Here is a 14669-nt window from a genome sequence, read left to right on the forward strand (position 1 = left end):
GCCTCAGATACCGCTGGTGATGTCGATCATTTCACCCTCAGCGAGAGTGACGATCGCCTTCTTCACGTCAGAGCGGGTGTAAGCCTTGCCCTTCCAGCGCTTGGCCTTGCCCTTGACGACCAAGGTGTTCACGGCGACGACCTTCTTGTCGTAGATCGCCTCGATCGCCTCCTTGATCTGCGGCTTGGTCGCATCATTTGCGACCTTGAACACCACGGCGTTGTTTTCCGAAGCCAGCGTCGACTTTTCGGTGATGTGCGGAGCGATGATCACGTCGTAGTGACGCGCATCGACGGTTGCCTTCTTAGCCATTGAAGCGCGCCTCCAGCTTTTCGACAGCGGCCTTGGTCAGCACCAGCGTGTCGTGGTTGAGGATGTCGTAGACATTGGCGCCCATGGCCGGGAGCACGTTGATGCCCGGCAGGTTGCCAGCGGCCTTCTTGAAGCCGGCATCAACGCTCTCGCCATCAATCACCAACACCTTGCCCGAAAGGCCGGCCGAAGCGAGGTGACCCTTGAGCACCTTGGTCTTGGCATCAGCGAGTTCGAGGCTGTCGACCACGACGAGACCGTCCTTGGCCTTGCTCGAAAGCGCCATCTTGAGGCCGAGCGCCCGGATCTTCTTGTTGAGCGACTGCTCGAAGTCACGCTTGCGCGCACCGTGAGCCTTACCACCGCCAATGAAGATCGGCGCAGCACGGCCACCGTGACGGGCCGTGCCGCCACCCTTCTGCTTGCCGAACTTCTTGCCGGTGCGGGCGACATCCGAACGCTCACGCGTCGGACGGGCGGTGCCGCGACGGTTTTCGAGCTGCCAGGTCACCACACGGTGCAGGATGTCAGCGCGCGGCTCGATGCCGAACACGTCATCCGACAGTTCGATATCGCCCGACGCCTTCCCGTCGATCTTCTGAACCTTAACTTTCATGGCTCAGCCTTCCTTGTTTTCGTCAGTGGCCGGCGCGTCGGTTTCGACGGCTTCGACCGCGACCACCTCTTCAGCAGCCACTTCGGCCACCGACGGGGTCTCATCAGATTGCGGCGCCTTCTTCTCGATCACGGCGCCGGGGAACGGCAGGCCTTCGGGAAGCGGCAGCTTGACGGCATCGCGCACGAGCAGCCAGCCATTCTTCGAACCCGGCACCGAGCCCTTGACGAAGAGCAGGCCGCGCTCGGCATCGGTGCGGACGATTTCGAGATTCTGCTGGGTGCGCTGACGGTCGCCCATGTGGCCAGCCATCTTCTTGCCCTTGAACACGCGGCCCGGATCCTGACGGTTACCCGTCGAACCATGCGCACGGTGCGAGATCGAAACGCCGTGAGTGGCGCGCATACCGCCGAAGCCCCAGCGCTTCATCGCACCGGCAAAGCCCTTACCCTGCGTGTGGCCGGTGATGTCGACCTTCTGGCCAGCGACGAAGTGATCGGCGCTGATGGTCGCACCAACCGGCACGAGCGCTTCTTCGCTCTCGACCCGGAATTCGGCAACCTGCTTCTTGAGGCCCACATCCGACTTCGCGAAATGCTCGCGCTGCGGCTTGGCAACATTCTTCTGCTTGGCTTCGCCCGCGCCGAGCTGGACAGCGAAATAGCCATCACGGTCGGCCGTGCGGTGCGAGACCACCTGGCAATCTTCCAGAGCGAGCACGGTCACGGGCACATGCCGTCCGTCCTCCTGGAAGAGGCGGGTCATCCCAACCTTCTTTGCGATCACGCCGGTGCGCATCGTCTTTAACTCCTCAACAGAGGCACCCACGGCCCATCCGCGGGTGCATGGCGAGGCCATGTTGCAAGCAACACAGCCCCAGATCAGCCCGAATTGTCATGCATCGCCCCGTCCGGGCTGGATGCTCGCCAGTGGCAGGAGCGCCGTGGGAGCAAGACGGGGGACGCAGCCCGGATGATTTTCATCCGGCGGTATCCACCCTATCGCTTGGTGAGGCTGCAAAAGCCCCTACGATAGAGGCCCCCACGAAACCGCGGGGGCATTTCGGCTGGCTTACGCCAGCTTGATCTCAACATTCACGCCAGCGGCCAGATCGAGCTTCATCAGCGCATCGACAGTCTGGGCGTTGGGCTGCACGATGTCGAGCAGCCGCTTGTAAGTGCGCACCTCGAACTGCTCGCGCGACTTCTTGTCGATGTGCGGGCCGCGGTTCACGGTGAACTTCTCGATACGCGTCGGCAGGGGAATGGGGCCACGAATAAGCGCGCCCGTGCGACGGGCCGTGTCAGCGATCTCGCCAGTTGCCTGGTCAAGCACGCGGTGATCAAACGCCTTGAGGCGAATGCGGATATTCTGAGCTTCCATGTCCTACTACCGATGCGAAAGAGCCAAGGATCCACCGGAAGCCCGGCGCATCCCAAACAATAAAGGCCCGACCCCGCACATTTTCCGGTTTCCCGCTGCGGGCGGCCTTCAGGTGATTTCGTTGCAAGCGAGACGAATCTCGTTTGCGGATGCGCGCCTATACGGAGCACACGGGATTCTGGCAAGAGCGTTCTGCAAGGAAATTGCGCGCGCCTGAAACAGGCCGCCCCACAGCACGCTCACCCTACTCTTGAAGCAGAAAAGCCCGGCTCCGTGAGGAACCGGGCTTTCTGATTTCATCGCTGCTCCGTGTGCGGAGCTGGCCGATTACTTGGTGATCTTGGCAACGACGCCCGAACCCACGGTGCGACCGCCTTCGCGGATCGCGAAGCGCAGACCTTCGTCCATGGCGATCGGTGCAATCAGCTTCACGCCGATCGAAACGTTGTCACCCGGCATCACCATTTCGGTGCCTTCCGGCAGGATCACTTCGCCCGTCACGTCGGTCGTGCGGAAGTAGAACTGCGGACGGTAGTTGGCGAAGAACGGCGTGTGACGGCCACCTTCGTCCTTCGACAGGACGTAGACTTCGGCTTCGAACTCGGTGTGCGGCTTGACCGAACCGGGCTTGCACAGCACCTGGCCACGCTCGACTTCGTCACGGGCCACGCCGCGGATCAGCGCGCCGATGTTGTCGCCAGCTTCACCACGGTCGAGCAGCTTGCGGAACATTTCCACGCCGGTGACGGTGGTCTTGCGGGTGTCCTTGATGCCGACGATTTCGACTTCGTCGCCCACGTTCACAACGCCGGTTTCGACACGGCCGGTCACCACGGTGCCGCGACCCGAGATCGAGAACACGTCTTCGATCGGCATCAGGAAGTCCTTGTCGATCGGACGCTCCGGCTGCGGGATGTACTGGTCAACCGCTTCGATCAGGGCGAGGATCGATTCCTTGCCGATCTTGTCGTCGCGACCTTCGAGAGCGGCGAGAGCCGAACCCTTGACGATCGGAATATTGTCACCGTCGAAGTCATACGACGACAGCAGTTCGCGCACTTCGAGTTCGACGAGCTCGAGGATTTCCTCGTCATCGACCTGGTCGACCTTGTTCATGTACACGACCAGCGCCGGCACGCCGACCTGACGGGCGAGCAGGATGTGCTCGCGGGTCTGCGGCATCGGACCGTCAGCAGCGTTCACCACCAGGATCGCGCCGTCCATCTGGGCGGCACCGGTGATCATGTTCTTCACGTAGTCAGCGTGGCCCGGGCAATCGACGTGCGCATAGTGACGCGCGCCGCTTTCATATTCGACGTGTGCGGTCGAAATGGTGATGCCGCGCTCACGCTCTTCCGGCGCCTTGTCGATGTTGGCGAAGTCCACGGCGCTGCCGCCGAAGGTTTCAGCCATCACCTTGGTGATCGCGGCGGTCAGAGTGGTCTTGCCATGGTCAACGTGACCGATGGTGCCGATGTTGCAGTGCGGCTTGTTCCGCTGAAATTTTTCCTTGGCCATTTCTCAATATACCTTCTTGAGTAAGATGATTGCTTCGCGCAGGTGCAAGGCGGGCGCCCGCTGAATCAGGCGCCGCCCCTAGACGGATCGCTCGCCTTAGGCAAGTTTCTCCTTGACCTCGGCTGCGACATTCGCCGGAACCTCGTCATAGTGAGAGAACTGCATGGTGTACTGCGCGCGCCCTTGTGTGAACGAACGCAGTTCATTGACGTAGCCGAACATGTTGGCGAGCGGGACGAACGCCTCCACCGCCTGGGCATTGCCGCGGGTATCGGTGCCCTGGATCTGACCGCGCCGGCTGTTGAGATCGCCGATGACGTCACCCAGATAATCATCCGGAGTCACCACTTCGACCTTCATGATCGGCTCGAGCAGCTTGATCCCCGACTTCTGGGCAACTTCACGCATCGCACCGCGCGCAGCGATTTCGAACGCGATCGCGCTCGAGTCCACGTCGTGATACGCACCGTCGATCAGACGGACCGAGAAGTCGATGATCGGGAAGCCCACGAGATGGCCGCTTTCGGCCTGTTCACGGAAGCCCTTCTCGATCGCCGGGATATATTCGCGCGGGATGTTCCCGCCCTTGATCTGGTCTTCGAACACGAAGCCCTGACCGCGTTCACCGGGCGTGACCACAACCTTGACGCGGCCGAACTGGCCCGAGCCGCCCGACTGCTTCTTGTGGGTGTAATCAACTTCGACTTCACGGCCGAGGTATTCGCGGTAAGCCACCTGCGGCGCACCGACGTTGGCTTCGACCTTGAACTCGCGGCGCATGCGATCGACGATGATGTCGAGGTGCAGTTCGCCCATGCCCTTGATGATCGTCTGGCCCGATTCGTGATCGGTCGAGACGCGGAACGAGGGGTCTTCCTGCGCCAGACGATTGAGCGCGATGCCCATCTTTTCCTGGTCAGCCTTGGTCTTGGGCTCCACCGAAAGCTCGATCACGGGCTCGGGGAATTCCATGCGCTCGAGGATGATCGGCTTGGCCGGATCGCACAGGGTATCACCGGTGGTGGTATCCTTCATGCCAGCCAGCGCGACAATGTCGCCGGCAAAGGCCTCATCAATGTCCTCGCGGTTGTTGGAATGCATCAGCAGCATGCGGCCGATCTTTTCCTTCTTGTCCTTCACCGAGTTCAGGACCTGACCCTTGGTCAGCTTGCCCGAATAGATGCGGGTGAAGGTGAGCGAGCCCACGAAGGGATCGTTCATGATCTTGAAGGCCAGCGCGGCGAACGGCGCGTCGTCGCTCGACGGACGCTCCTGCTCTTCGTCGCTGTCAGGCAGCACGCCCTTGATCGCCGGAACGTCGAGCGGCGACGGCATGTAATCCACCACCGCGTCGAGCAGCGGCTGGACGCCCTTGTTCTTGAACGCCGAACCGCACACCACCGGCACGAAGGCGCGCGCCATGGTGCCCTTGCGGATGAGACGCTTGAGCGTCGCCGCGTCAGGCTCGTTGCCTTCGAGATAGGCTTCCATGATCTCGTCGTCCTGTTCGACGGCGGTCTCGATCAGCTTCTCGCGATATTCGGCAGCCTTGTCGGCCAGATCATCGGGGATCGGAATGAATTCGTACTTCGCGCCGAGGCTCTCGTCCTTCCAGACGATGCCGCGGTTGTTCACGAGGTCGACCACGCCCTGGAGCTGGCTTTCCGCACCGATCGGCAGGTAAAGCACCAGCGGCACCGCGCCAAGGCGATCGATGATCGACTGCACGCAGTAGTAGAAATCGGCGCCGGTGCGATCCAACTTATTAATGAAGCACATGCGGGGGACGCCGTACTTGTCAGCCTGACGCCACACAGTTTCCGATTGCGGTTCAACACCTGCCACGCCGTCGAACACGGCGACGGCACCATCGAGCACGCGCAGCGAACGTTCGACTTCAATCGTAAAGTCGACGTGGCCGGGGGTGTCGATGATGTTGATGCGGTGCTTGGGCATGTTGGCGCGCAGCGCTTCAGGATCCGACATCGGATCCATCGTCGCATCTTCGGCGGTCCAGAAGGTCGTGGTCGCAGCCGAGGTGATGGTGATCCCCCGCTCCTGCTCCTGCTCCATCCAGTCCATCGTCGCGGCACCATCGTGCACTTCGCCGATCTTGTAGGACTTGCCGGTGTAATAAAGGATACGCTCGGTCGTGGTGGTCTTGCCGGCATCGATGTGCGCCATGATGCCGATATTGCGATAGCGCTCCAGCGGATACTCGCGGGCCATATCTGGTTCCTTAATTGTGTGAGGGCCGCCGGGGTGCGGTCAACGCCTCATATAGAGATGATTGTGACAGCCGAAAGACCAGGCCTTGCGGCTGCCCCCAATCAGCGATTTTACCAACGGTAGTGCGAGAAGGCGCGGTTCGCATCCGCCATGCGGTGCGTATCTTCGCGCTTCTTGACAGCGTTGCCGCGGTTGTTGGCGGCATCCATCAGCTCACCCGACAGACGCGCTGCCATGGTGGTTTCCGGACGGCCGCGCGCCGCGTTGATCAGCCAGCGGATGGCAAGAGCCTGGGCACGCTCGGGGCGGACTTCGACCGGCACCTGATAGGTCGCACCACCGACGCGGCGGCTGCGCACTTCGACCTGCGGCTTCACATTGTTGAGCGCATCATGGAACAGCTGGATCGGATCGGCCTTGGCCTTGGCTTCCACGGTCTGGAGCGCACCATAGACGATCTTTTCGGCAACAGCCTTCTTACCATCGAGCATGAGGTTGTTCATGAACTTCGACAGGATCTGATCCCCGTACTGGGGATCGGGGAGGATGACCCGCTTTTCGGGACGACGACGACGTGACATGTTTTCTAACTCCTTCGGAGTGCGGCACCACCTCCGTGGTGCCTTGCGGCTCCGGCCCGCTCCCCCTCCCGGCCACCCAGAGACTACCTCGTTTGGGTAGCCGGGAGGGGGAGCGGTCCTGCGCCGGACCTGCGTTGAACCTTACTTCGGACGCTTGGCGCCGTACTTCGAACGCGACTGCTTGCGGTCCTTCACGCCCTGGGTGTCGAGCACGCCGCGAAGGACGTGGTAACGCACGCCCGGCAAGTCGCGCACACGCCCGCCGCGGATCAGCACGACGCTGTGCTCCTGCAGGTTGTGGCCTTCGCCCGGGATGTAGCTGATGACTTCACGCTGGTTGGTCAGGCGCACCTTGGCCACCTTGCGCAGCGCCGAGTTCGGCTTCTTCGGGGTCGTCGTGTAGACGCGGGTGCAAACGCCGCGCTTCTGCGGGTTCTGCTCCATCGCAGGGACCTTGCTCTTGGCCTTCTGCGGAACGCGGCCCTTGCGGACCAGCTGGTTGATTGTCGGCATTAAGTTCTCACTTCACCTGTTGGAGTCTGTGCCGGCAAAGTGAAGTGGGTGCGAATCGCGCAAGGCGAACAGCGAGAGAGCCCCCTCGCCGCAGCACACAAACGCGAGCCGAAAACGCTCCACCCGCCTGAAAAGACCGGGTTACTTTGACGGCTGCCCCGGTTGAAGGGACGCACCGCCAATGTTCAGCTCAATCGGGATTTCCCGAAAAGATGCGCGCCTCTAGTTGGAATTGGGCGGGGGGTCAAGCTTCCTGCCGGTGGCAGGGCGCTCGCCATCTGCGCGGCCTTGATCGCGTGGTGCCATCGTCTGCCCCAATCGCGCCGGTCCTCGGCAGGAACGTCATACAAGGACTCGGGGAGCCACGCCTTGCCCTTAGCATCGTCACCCCGGCCTTGAGCCGGGGGTCGGCTTACAACTCCCTTAGTTCACCTCTCGTCCGCATCGCTGTTTTGCATGCATCAATTGACTCACTTAGTCGCAAGGCATAAATTCATTCATTCTTTCAGGGGTTTGTATGGAAAAAGCCGATCTAGTCGTAAAGTATCAGGGCGGGGATGCAGACCGGCATAACGTAGAGATGCGATCGCTCGGCTATTCCTTACTTGGGTTTGAGCGAATCATTTCTGACGGCCTCATCTTCCTAAGCGAAAATCGCTTGCCTCGGCGCGGTGAACGACACACCCTGATCGTTCATGCGCGCGAGCCGCGCGCCGGTTCGTCTGAAATTGAAGTCTTCTTGACCCAAGCCTCTGGGCTCTTGCCCCTTGGATGGTGGCTACTGGAAACTGGAGCTGGAGAAGCAGTCGGCTATTTCGCCACATGGGTTTTCTCAAAACTTGGAGGGCGAGAAGCCGATGCAAAGGCCGCGCTAAGTGCTATGGAAAGAATGCGCGAAACCGAAGCTAAGGAGCGGGTGGACACCCGTGAAATCGAAGCTAATGAGCGCCTCGAAATGCAGCGGCAATGGCTGGAGCATGAGGCGGCTTGGCGCAACCGCCTATTTCTTCTGACTGAAAAGCTTGCGAATGCTGCTGTTCAAGCGGTCAAACCGATTGGACCCTCTGTGGACAGCTTCAAGTTGAACGGGTCGAAGGCGCCGCCTCTTGTTGTCGACCTGCCAATGGCCGATGTAATTCGAGCAAAGGGGGAATTGGAGGTCTCCGAACTTCAGACGATTGATCTGCGGGTTGACGGTTTCGTACACCACAACAAAAAGCTAAACGTCGAGCACCCTGATTTTCCCGGGCGGTTTATTTCGGCCGATGTGCGAGACCCGCTATTTGAACGGGTGCCTAATCCATACACTCAAGCGGCAGCAATAAAGAGTATGTTGAGCGTGCAGGCTAAGCTTGGCTATCGCGCTGGGCTATTGGAGAAAATTTATATCATGGACTTGGGCGACCCTCGCGCCCGCATCGCCTAGACCAAAGATTTGCAGCGAACAGGCGATGTGAAACAGAAGCTAGCCAGCCCCCGGGTCCCCGGCCTTCGCCGGGGCAGGCAAGCCGGGGGTGACGAAAAGGGGGTGATGGCGGGGGCATTGTGCCTCCCCGAGTCATATTCTGATGTGGCCCTGCCGAGGACCGGCGCGTTCGGGGCTCGGCTCTGTTCCACCCGATTGAGCTCGCCCCATGGCGCAGCCCCTTCGCCACCGGCAGGGCGTTGCCACACGCGCACCGCGTAATCCCACCCCCGGCCCCTCCCCACGGGAAGGGGAGAAGGGGCGGCTCCCCATTCCCGTCATTGCGAGCGAAGCGGCGCAATCCAGAGTGGCCCACGTAACGCTCTGGATTGCCACGGCGCCTTCGGCTTCTCGCAATGACGAGGTGCGGCTTGCGGCGGGCGTCGGCATCTCTGCGCCTCCCCTTCTCTCTGCGTCTCTGCGTGAACCCCACTAGCCCCCTGCGCTGCCTTCTTCATGCCTTCGTGTCTTCGTGTGACACCCAGAAAGCCAGCCCCCGGGTCCCCGGCCTTCGCCGGGGCAGGCACGTCCGGGGTGACGAAAAGAGGGGACGAACGCGGGCGTTGTGGCTCACCGAGTCCCTGTTTTGGCCCTGCCGAGGACCGGCACGTTCGGGGCTCGGCTCTGTTCCACGCGATCAAGGGCGGTCTGCGGGTCTGCGCTCCTGCCACCGTCAGGGCGGGGTTGGGCGCGGGGGGGGGCTCCGCCTTTCGTCATTGCGGACCGAAGGGGTGGCGATCCATGGCCTGCGCTCGCTCCAGCCGCAACCTTTGTCCCTGGATTGCCGCGTCGCTTCGCTCCTCGCAATGACGAGTGAAGGTAACGGCAGGAGCTGGCCCCTCCGCGCCTCCCCTTCCCTCTGCGTCTCTGCGTGAACCCCTCTGGCCCATCGCGCCGCCCTCTTCGTGCCTTCGTGGCTTCGTGTGACACCCAAAAGGCCCACCCCCGGGTCACACTCGGGGTGTCGCGAAAGGAGAGCCCGCCCCGAACAGAGAGGGGAAATACAATTTTCCTACGCCCCCCGAACGTGCCACCCCCCTCCCCATGCCCCGCAAGCCCGCGCCCGCGCCCTCTCCGCCCCGTAACACCCTCCTCGTCAACAAGCGCGCGATCCCGCGGCAGGCGACCTCGCGGGTGGCGTTCGAGGAAATGCTCATTCCCGATGATGATCCGCTGCTCGACTTCATCCCCTATCGCCACAAGCAGCCGCGCGGGAACTCGATCACGCCCGATGTGCAGCGCGCCTTCATCCACGAGCTGGCCATGAGCGGCATCGTCACACAGGCGGCGACCAAGGTCGGCAAGAGCATCGAGGCGCTCTACAAGCTGCGCGAGAAGCCCGGAGCGGCGGATTTCCGGCGGGCGTGGGACGAAGCGCTCGAATGGGGGCGGATGCGGCTTGAGGATTGCGCGATGGAGCGGGCGATCCACGATGGCGCGCACAATCCGCGCGCCAATGGGATGATCTGCTTCGTGATCAAGCACCGCTCGCAATACATGATCGATTCCCGCCATGTGACGCGCGGGCATTGGCTGTGGGACAGCATCCATCACGAGATCACCGGGCAGTGGCCCGACGAGGAGGACGAGGAGGAGGCGGATCAGGCCGAAAGGTAGGCGACGAGCGCGCGCACCTTCTTGCTGCGCCATTGCGGCGGCGGGGCGACCAGCCAATAGGCGCGGCGGGCCGGCTCAGGCTCGCCCAGCGCGACCAGCCGTCCGGCAGCCAGCGCGCCTTCGGCCAGCGCCAGCGGCACCACAGTGCGGCCCATGCCCGCCAGCGCCGAAGCAAGCGCCTGCCCCGGGCTCGCTGCGGTGATCGCGGCCTCGGCCCCTTCGGGCAACGGGGCGCCGGGCCAATCGATCCACGCATCGGATGCGCCGTGGGCAGCCACAGTCACCCGCAGCGGCGCTGTCAGCGCGATACCTTCAAGATCGCCCGGCCCTTCGGCGAGCCGCACCGCGAGATCGAGGTTCGCTTCGGTGAAATCGGCGTGTTCGTCGGCGGTGAGCACATATTGCACCCCCGGCGTCTGGTTGCGGAAGGCAGCAAGCTTTTCGCCCAGCCATTCGGCAAAGAACTCGCGCGGGACAGCAATGGTGTAACGGTCTGACGCCTGGCCGGCCTGCATCGCGGCGACGCTTTCCTCGAACCGCAGGAAGCCTTCGCGCAGCGGATCAAGCCCGGCCATGCCTTCGGGGGTGAGCTCCAGACCCTTGGAGGTGCGGCGGAACAGCACCACGCCAAGCACATCCTCAAGCGCGCGGATCTGCTGGCCGACCGCGGCGGGGGTGACCGCCAGCTCATCCGCCGCGCGGGTGAACGACAGGTGGCGCGCGGCGGCATCGAACACCCGCAAGGCATTGAGAGGGAGATGGGTTCGCTTCACGCCGGTCTCGTTAGGGCCGCGCTGCGCCCATCGCAAGCCGCCTCAGGCGCGCGAGCGGCCGTCCGCCGTTTCAGGGGCAGCCAGCGGGAAGAACGGGATGCGCACTTCAAAGGGCGAGCCATCGGGCCGTTCGAAGGTGTAGAACCCTTCCATCGAGCCGAACGGGGTCGTCAGCGGGCAGCCCGAGACATAGTCATGGCTTTGGCCCGGGGTGAGCAGCGGCTGTTCGCCCACCACGCCTTCGCCATCGACATGGTTGACCATGCCGCGCCCGTCGGTGATCCGCCAGTGCCGGGTGCGCAGGCGCAGCGGCTCATGACTGCCGTTCTCGATCCGGATGTGATAGACCCAGAACCACTTGCCCGCTTCCGGATGCGATTGCTCCGGCAGGAAGTTGACGGCGACCCTCACGGTGACCCCGTCGGTGGTGGCGGCGTGCTGGAAGAGTTCTTTCATGACGAACCTCAAGGTAACAGGTCTGCGCGCTCCCACAAGGGCTACAACGCGGTTTTGCACCTCGGTATCCCGCACGGCATGGGTAAAATGACGCAAGCGCGCGGCTGGCGGGCGGAGAGGGCAATGGTGATGGGGGGTCAGGGCACGGTGATGAAGGCGCGGATGACACGGCGCGGCGCGCTGGCCCGGATCGGCGCCGCCGGTCTGGTGCCCCTGCTGGGCGGCTGTGTGACGGGCGCGGCGGAGGCCCTCACCATGCCACGCGATCCCGCGGCAGCCGCCACGCCCGATCTGGTGGATCTCGCCCGCTTCGACCGGCGCCTGCGGTTTGACATCCGCTATGCGACCCCGGCGAATTTCATGGGCCGGGTGCTCTATCCGCAAGCCAAGGCCGTGGCACAGCGCCCGGTGGCCGAAGCCCTGTCGCGGGTGCAGACCCGGGCCGAGGCGGCGGGCTACGGCCTGCTGATCTTCGATGCCTATCGCCCGTGGCGGATCACGCGCGACATGTGGGAGGCCACGCCGCCCGAGCAGCGCGAATTCGTCGCCAACCCAAGGGCCGGCTCGCGCCACAACCGGGGCTGTTCGATTGATCTGTCGCTGCACCGCAACGGGATCGAGGTGGTGATGCCGAGCGCCTATGATGATTTCACCCCGGCGGCCTACCGGTCAAACACCCATGCCCCTGCCGAGGCTCTGGCCGCGAGCCGGATGCTGGAGGCATGGATGGTCGCCGAGGGCTTTATCCCGCTCGCCAATGAATGGTGGCACTACGACTGGGCCGATTGGCGGCTGTATCCGATCATGGATGTGCCGCTCGAAGCGGTGCAGGCGGGATAGGCGGGCCTAGCCCGCAAGCAATTCCTCGATCTGGCCGAGGCGTTCCTTGCCGAAGAACATCTCGTCACCCACCCACATTGTCGGGATGCCGAAGGCGCCGCGCGCAACCACCGCATCAGTGTTGGCGGCAAGGCCCTGCTTTACCGCATCGCTCTGCGCGCGGGCGAAGAGATCACCAGCATCAAAGCCCGCCGCCGTCACCGCTGCGCCCACGGCATCAGGGCTGCTGATATCGAGACCCTCTTCCCAGATCGCGCGCAGCAGGCTTTCGACGAATTGCACGCCGCGCCCATCCTCGCACGCCGCATAAAGCATGCGCTGCAACAGAATGGAATTGAACGGAAACTGCGGATGCATCCGGTATTTGCCGAGACCATGCTTGGCGATGAAGCGGTTCATCTCGAGCATGGCATAGGCGTTCTTGCCCTTGACCTCGGCATCGCGGATCATCGGCGGCGCATTGCCGGTCAGCTTGTGCATCCCGCCGAGAAACACGGGCACCACATCAAGTTCGGCCTCGTAACGATCCACCAGCTCGCGCAGCGGCCACCACACCAGATAGGCGTTGGGGCTGACGAAATCGAACACCAGTTCCACGCGCTTGCTCATCATGCGTCCCCTCAGATCCCAGCGCGGGTCAGCGCCTGATCGATATCCTCGACAAGATCGGCAATATCCTCAAGCCCGACATTGATGCGCAGCAAGCCATCGGTCACACCCATCTCGGCGCGGGCCTCGTCGCCCATATTGGCATGGGTGGTCGAGGCGGGATGGCACATCAGCGACCGCGCGTCGCCGATATTGTTGGAAATATCAATCAATTCCAGCGCATCGAGCAGCGCAAAGGCCCGCGCGCGGGTGCCGACATCAAAGGCGAAGATCGGCCCGGTTGCATCCATCTGCGCCATCGCAAGATCGTGGCGCGGGTGGCTCTTGAGACCGGGATGGAGCATCCGCCCGCCCGCCGCGACAATGCGCGGTTCGAGGAATTCGCCCAGCTTCACGGCATTCCCGCTCTGCCGGTGGGCGCGCAGATCCAGCGTCTCCAGCCCCTTGTGCACCACCCACGCGTTGAAAGCGGAAAGGATCGGCCCGGTGTTGCGCTGGAACGGCATCAGCACCTCATCGATCCATTGCTGCGAGGCGCAGATCGCCCCCGCCAGCACCCGGCCCTGCCCGTCCATCAGCTTGGTCGCCGAATAGGCCACGACATCCGCGCCAAATTCCATCGGGCGCTGCAAGGCCGGCGAGGCAAAGGCATTGTCGACCACGGTGGTGATTCCGTGCGCGCGGGCGAGATCGCAGACATGCTGCATGTTGACGATATCCAGCGTCGGATTGGCCGGGGTCTCGAAAAAGAACACCTTGGTGTTGGGGCGGATCGCGCCTTCCCAAGCGGCATCATCCGCACTGTCGATCACGGTGGTTTCCACCCCGAAGCGGCGGAGCAATTGATCGACCAGCCAGCGGCAACTGCCGAACGCCGCGCGGGCGGCGACCACGTGATCGCCTGCCGAAAGCTGGCACAGCAAAGCAGCGGTCATCGCCGCCATCCCGCTCGCCTGCGCACGGCAAGCCTCGGCGCCTTCAAGCAGCGCGATCCGTTCCTCGAGCATCGCCACCGTCGGGTTCTGGAGGCGCGAATAGGTCATGCCCTCGGCCTCGCCTGCAAAGCGATCCGCGACGATCTGGGCGCTGTCATAGGTATAGCCCGAGGAGAGGAAAATTGCCTCGCTCGTCTCACCATGTTCGCTGCGCCATGTGCCGCCGCGCACGGCCTGCGTTGCGGGGCGCCAAGTGCGGGTGACAGCGCGGTTCATGCCAGTGGTCTTCTTCATGGGCGATGCGATTAGTCGCGCTTTCAGGCCCCCGCAAGTTTTGCTGCACATTTCAACAGTCTTGGTCTAAGCGACAGGCTCATTCCATCTTGGGGACGCAATGCACATGGACTTCACGCTCACTCCGCTTATCGCCTTGTTTGCAGGCGGTTTACTGGTTGCCCTGCTGGCCATGGGCAGCATTGTCCTGCGCGACCAGAAGATCGGCAGCGCCGCGCTGGCCGCCGCCTTGTGCGCCGGCTTTGCGGCCTATTCGGCAGGCACGATCTTTGCCGACGGCCTTTTGCCGGTTTTCGAAAACCATTCGACCAATATGTGGGGCGTGCAAGTGTGGTGGGACTTGCTCTTCGCCGTGACCCTCGCCCTGTTCCTGATCGCGCCGCGCGCACGCAAGGTGGGCATGAACCTGCCGCTCTGGGCGCTGTTCGTGGCGATCACCGCGAGCATCGGCCTGTTGGCGATGGCCGCACGGCTGTTCTGGCTGGAGCGCGCCGCCGAGCAAGAGGCAACGGCCTGATCCTCTCACGC

Annotated in this window: 16 protein-coding genes; 4 read left to right on the top strand and 12 right to left on the bottom strand. The window is 63.0% G+C overall.

Annotated features, from left to right (window positions below):
• Positions 1–3 precede the first annotated feature (3 nt).
• The 8 genes from SOQ14_RS12960 to rpsL all read right to left on the bottom strand — a co-directional run bounded on the left by SOQ14_RS12960 (position 4) and on the right by rpsL (position 7152).
• Positions 4–312 (bottom strand): 50S ribosomal protein L23, encoded by a 309-nt coding sequence (locus SOQ14_RS12960; protein ID WP_322898532.1) that lies wholly within the window; start codon positions 310–312, stop codon positions 4–6.
• Positions 305–928 carry a 50S ribosomal protein L4 gene (rplD, locus tag SOQ14_RS12965; protein WP_322898533.1) on the bottom strand — a complete coding sequence of 208 codons (624 nt, stop codon included), beginning with the start codon at positions 926–928 and terminating at the stop codon, positions 305–307. Before rplD ends, SOQ14_RS12960 begins: the two co-directional genes overlap by 8 nt.
• 3 nt (positions 929–931) lie before the next feature.
• On the bottom strand, positions 932–1726 hold the full coding sequence (gene rplC / locus SOQ14_RS12970) for a 50S ribosomal protein L3 (protein WP_322898577.1): 795 nt from the start codon (positions 1724–1726) through the stop codon (positions 932–934).
• A 273-nt stretch (positions 1727–1999) separates the two neighbouring features.
• Positions 2000–2311 (bottom strand): 30S ribosomal protein S10, encoded by a 312-nt coding sequence (gene rpsJ, locus SOQ14_RS12975; protein ID WP_034905023.1) that lies wholly within the window; start codon positions 2309–2311, stop codon positions 2000–2002.
• Between the two features lie 327 nt (positions 2312–2638).
• Entirely contained in the window at positions 2639–3829 is a 1191-nt protein-coding gene (tuf, locus tag SOQ14_RS12980) for an elongation factor Tu (protein ID WP_322898534.1), read from the bottom strand.
• 96 nt (positions 3830–3925) lie between these two features.
• Positions 3926–6058, bottom strand: coding sequence for an elongation factor G (gene fusA / locus SOQ14_RS12985; protein WP_322898535.1), 2133 nt, complete (start codon positions 6056–6058; stop codon positions 3926–3928).
• A gap of 110 nt (positions 6059–6168) precedes the next feature.
• Positions 6169–6639 carry a 30S ribosomal protein S7 gene (gene rpsG / locus SOQ14_RS12990; RefSeq protein ID WP_322898536.1) on the bottom strand — a complete coding sequence of 157 codons (471 nt, stop codon included), beginning with the start codon at positions 6637–6639 and terminating at the stop codon, positions 6169–6171.
• Between the two features lie 141 nt (positions 6640–6780).
• Positions 6781–7152: a 30S ribosomal protein S12 gene (gene rpsL, locus SOQ14_RS12995; protein ID WP_006831873.1), complete on the bottom strand. Its 372-nt coding sequence runs from the start codon at positions 7150–7152 to the stop codon at positions 6781–6783.
• 517 nt (positions 7153–7669) lie between these two features.
• On the opposite strand from rpsL, the gene SOQ14_RS13000 reads away from it, so the two are divergent.
• Together SOQ14_RS13000 and SOQ14_RS13005 are read left to right on the top strand one after the other, a co-directional pair.
• Positions 7670–8578: a DUF7946 domain-containing protein gene (locus SOQ14_RS13000; RefSeq protein ID WP_322898537.1), complete on the top strand. Its 909-nt coding sequence runs from the start codon at positions 7670–7672 to the stop codon at positions 8576–8578.
• Positions 8579–9661: 1083 nt separating this feature from the next.
• Entirely contained in the window at positions 9662–10234 is a 573-nt protein-coding gene (locus SOQ14_RS13005; protein ID WP_322898538.1) for a hypothetical protein, read from the top strand.
• On the opposite strand, the gene SOQ14_RS13010 is transcribed toward SOQ14_RS13005, so the two are convergent.
• Positions 10219–11007, bottom strand: coding sequence for a LysR family transcriptional regulator (locus tag SOQ14_RS13010; protein ID WP_322898539.1), 789 nt, complete (start codon positions 11005–11007; stop codon positions 10219–10221). The genes SOQ14_RS13005 and SOQ14_RS13010 overlap by 16 nt on opposite strands.
• Positions 11008–11049: 42 nt before the next feature.
• Entirely contained in the window at positions 11050–11463 is a 414-nt protein-coding gene (apaG, locus tag SOQ14_RS13015) for a Co2+/Mg2+ efflux facilitator ApaG/CorD (RefSeq protein WP_322898540.1), read from the bottom strand.
• 87 nt (positions 11464–11550) lie between these two features.
• On the opposite strand from apaG, the gene SOQ14_RS13020 reads away from it, so the two are divergent.
• Positions 11551–12303, top strand: coding sequence for a M15 family metallopeptidase (locus SOQ14_RS13020; protein ID WP_322898541.1), 753 nt, complete (start codon positions 11551–11553; stop codon positions 12301–12303).
• 6 nt (positions 12304–12309) lie between these two features.
• Here the strand turns inward: SOQ14_RS13020 and SOQ14_RS13025 are convergent, their stop codons facing one another.
• On the bottom strand, positions 12310–12912 hold the full coding sequence (locus SOQ14_RS13025) for a 2-hydroxychromene-2-carboxylate isomerase (RefSeq protein WP_322898542.1): 603 nt from the start codon (positions 12910–12912) through the stop codon (positions 12310–12312).
• An 11-nt stretch (positions 12913–12923) separates the two neighbouring features.
• Positions 12924–14141: a trans-sulfuration enzyme family protein gene (locus SOQ14_RS13030; RefSeq protein ID WP_322898543.1), complete on the bottom strand. Its 1218-nt coding sequence runs from the start codon at positions 14139–14141 to the stop codon at positions 12924–12926.
• Positions 14142–14247: 106 nt separating this feature from the next.
• On the opposite strand from SOQ14_RS13030, the gene SOQ14_RS13035 reads away from it, so the two are divergent.
• Positions 14248–14658 (top strand): hypothetical protein, encoded by a 411-nt coding sequence (locus tag SOQ14_RS13035; protein WP_322898544.1) that lies wholly within the window; start codon positions 14248–14250, stop codon positions 14656–14658.
• Positions 14659–14669: the final 11 nt, after the last annotated feature.

It is taken from the genome of Erythrobacter epiphyticus, assembly GCF_034653295.1.
Classification (GTDB): Bacteria; Pseudomonadota; Alphaproteobacteria; order Sphingomonadales; family Sphingomonadaceae; genus Erythrobacter.

Bases quoted from the DNA above. Each gene is read 5' to 3' on its own strand.
- SOQ14_RS12960 (WP_322898532.1), bottom strand. From the start codon at position 312: ATGGCTAAGAAGGCAACCGTCGATGCGCGTCACTACGACGTGATCATC.
- rplD (WP_322898533.1), bottom strand. From the start codon at position 928: ATGAAAGTTAAGGTTCAGAAGATCGACGGGAAGGCGTCGGGCGATATC.
- rplC (WP_322898577.1), bottom strand. From the start codon at position 1,726: ATGCGCACCGGCGTGATCGCAAAGAAGGTTGGGATGACCCGCCTCTTC.
- rpsJ (WP_034905023.1), bottom strand. From the start codon at position 2,311: ATGGAAGCTCAGAATATCCGCATTCGCCTCAAGGCGTTTGATCACCGC.
- tuf (WP_322898534.1), bottom strand. From the start codon at position 3,829: ATGGCCAAGGAAAAATTTCAGCGGAACAAGCCGCACTGCAACATCGGC.
- fusA (WP_322898535.1), bottom strand. From the start codon at position 6,058: ATGGCCCGCGAGTATCCGCTGGAGCGCTATCGCAATATCGGCATCATG.
- rpsG (WP_322898536.1), bottom strand. From the start codon at position 6,639: ATGTCACGTCGTCGTCGTCCCGAAAAGCGGGTCATCCTCCCCGATCCC.
- rpsL (WP_006831873.1), bottom strand. From the start codon at position 7,152: ATGCCGACAATCAACCAGCTGGTCCGCAAGGGCCGCGTTCCGCAGAAG.
- SOQ14_RS13000 (WP_322898537.1), top strand. From the start codon at position 7,670: ATGGAAAAAGCCGATCTAGTCGTAAAGTATCAGGGCGGGGATGCAGAC.
- SOQ14_RS13005 (WP_322898538.1), top strand. From the start codon at position 9,662: ATGCCCCGCAAGCCCGCGCCCGCGCCCTCTCCGCCCCGTAACACCCTC.
- apaG (WP_322898540.1), bottom strand. From the start codon at position 11,463: ATGAAAGAACTCTTCCAGCACGCCGCCACCACCGACGGGGTCACCGTG.
- SOQ14_RS13020 (WP_322898541.1), top strand. From the start codon at position 11,551: ATGACGCAAGCGCGCGGCTGGCGGGCGGAGAGGGCAATGGTGATGGGG.
- SOQ14_RS13025 (WP_322898542.1), bottom strand. From the start codon at position 12,912: ATGAGCAAGCGCGTGGAACTGGTGTTCGATTTCGTCAGCCCCAACGCC.
- SOQ14_RS13030 (WP_322898543.1), bottom strand. From the start codon at position 14,141: ATGAAGAAGACCACTGGCATGAACCGCGCTGTCACCCGCACTTGGCGC.
- SOQ14_RS13035 (WP_322898544.1), top strand. From the start codon at position 14,248: ATGGACTTCACGCTCACTCCGCTTATCGCCTTGTTTGCAGGCGGTTTA.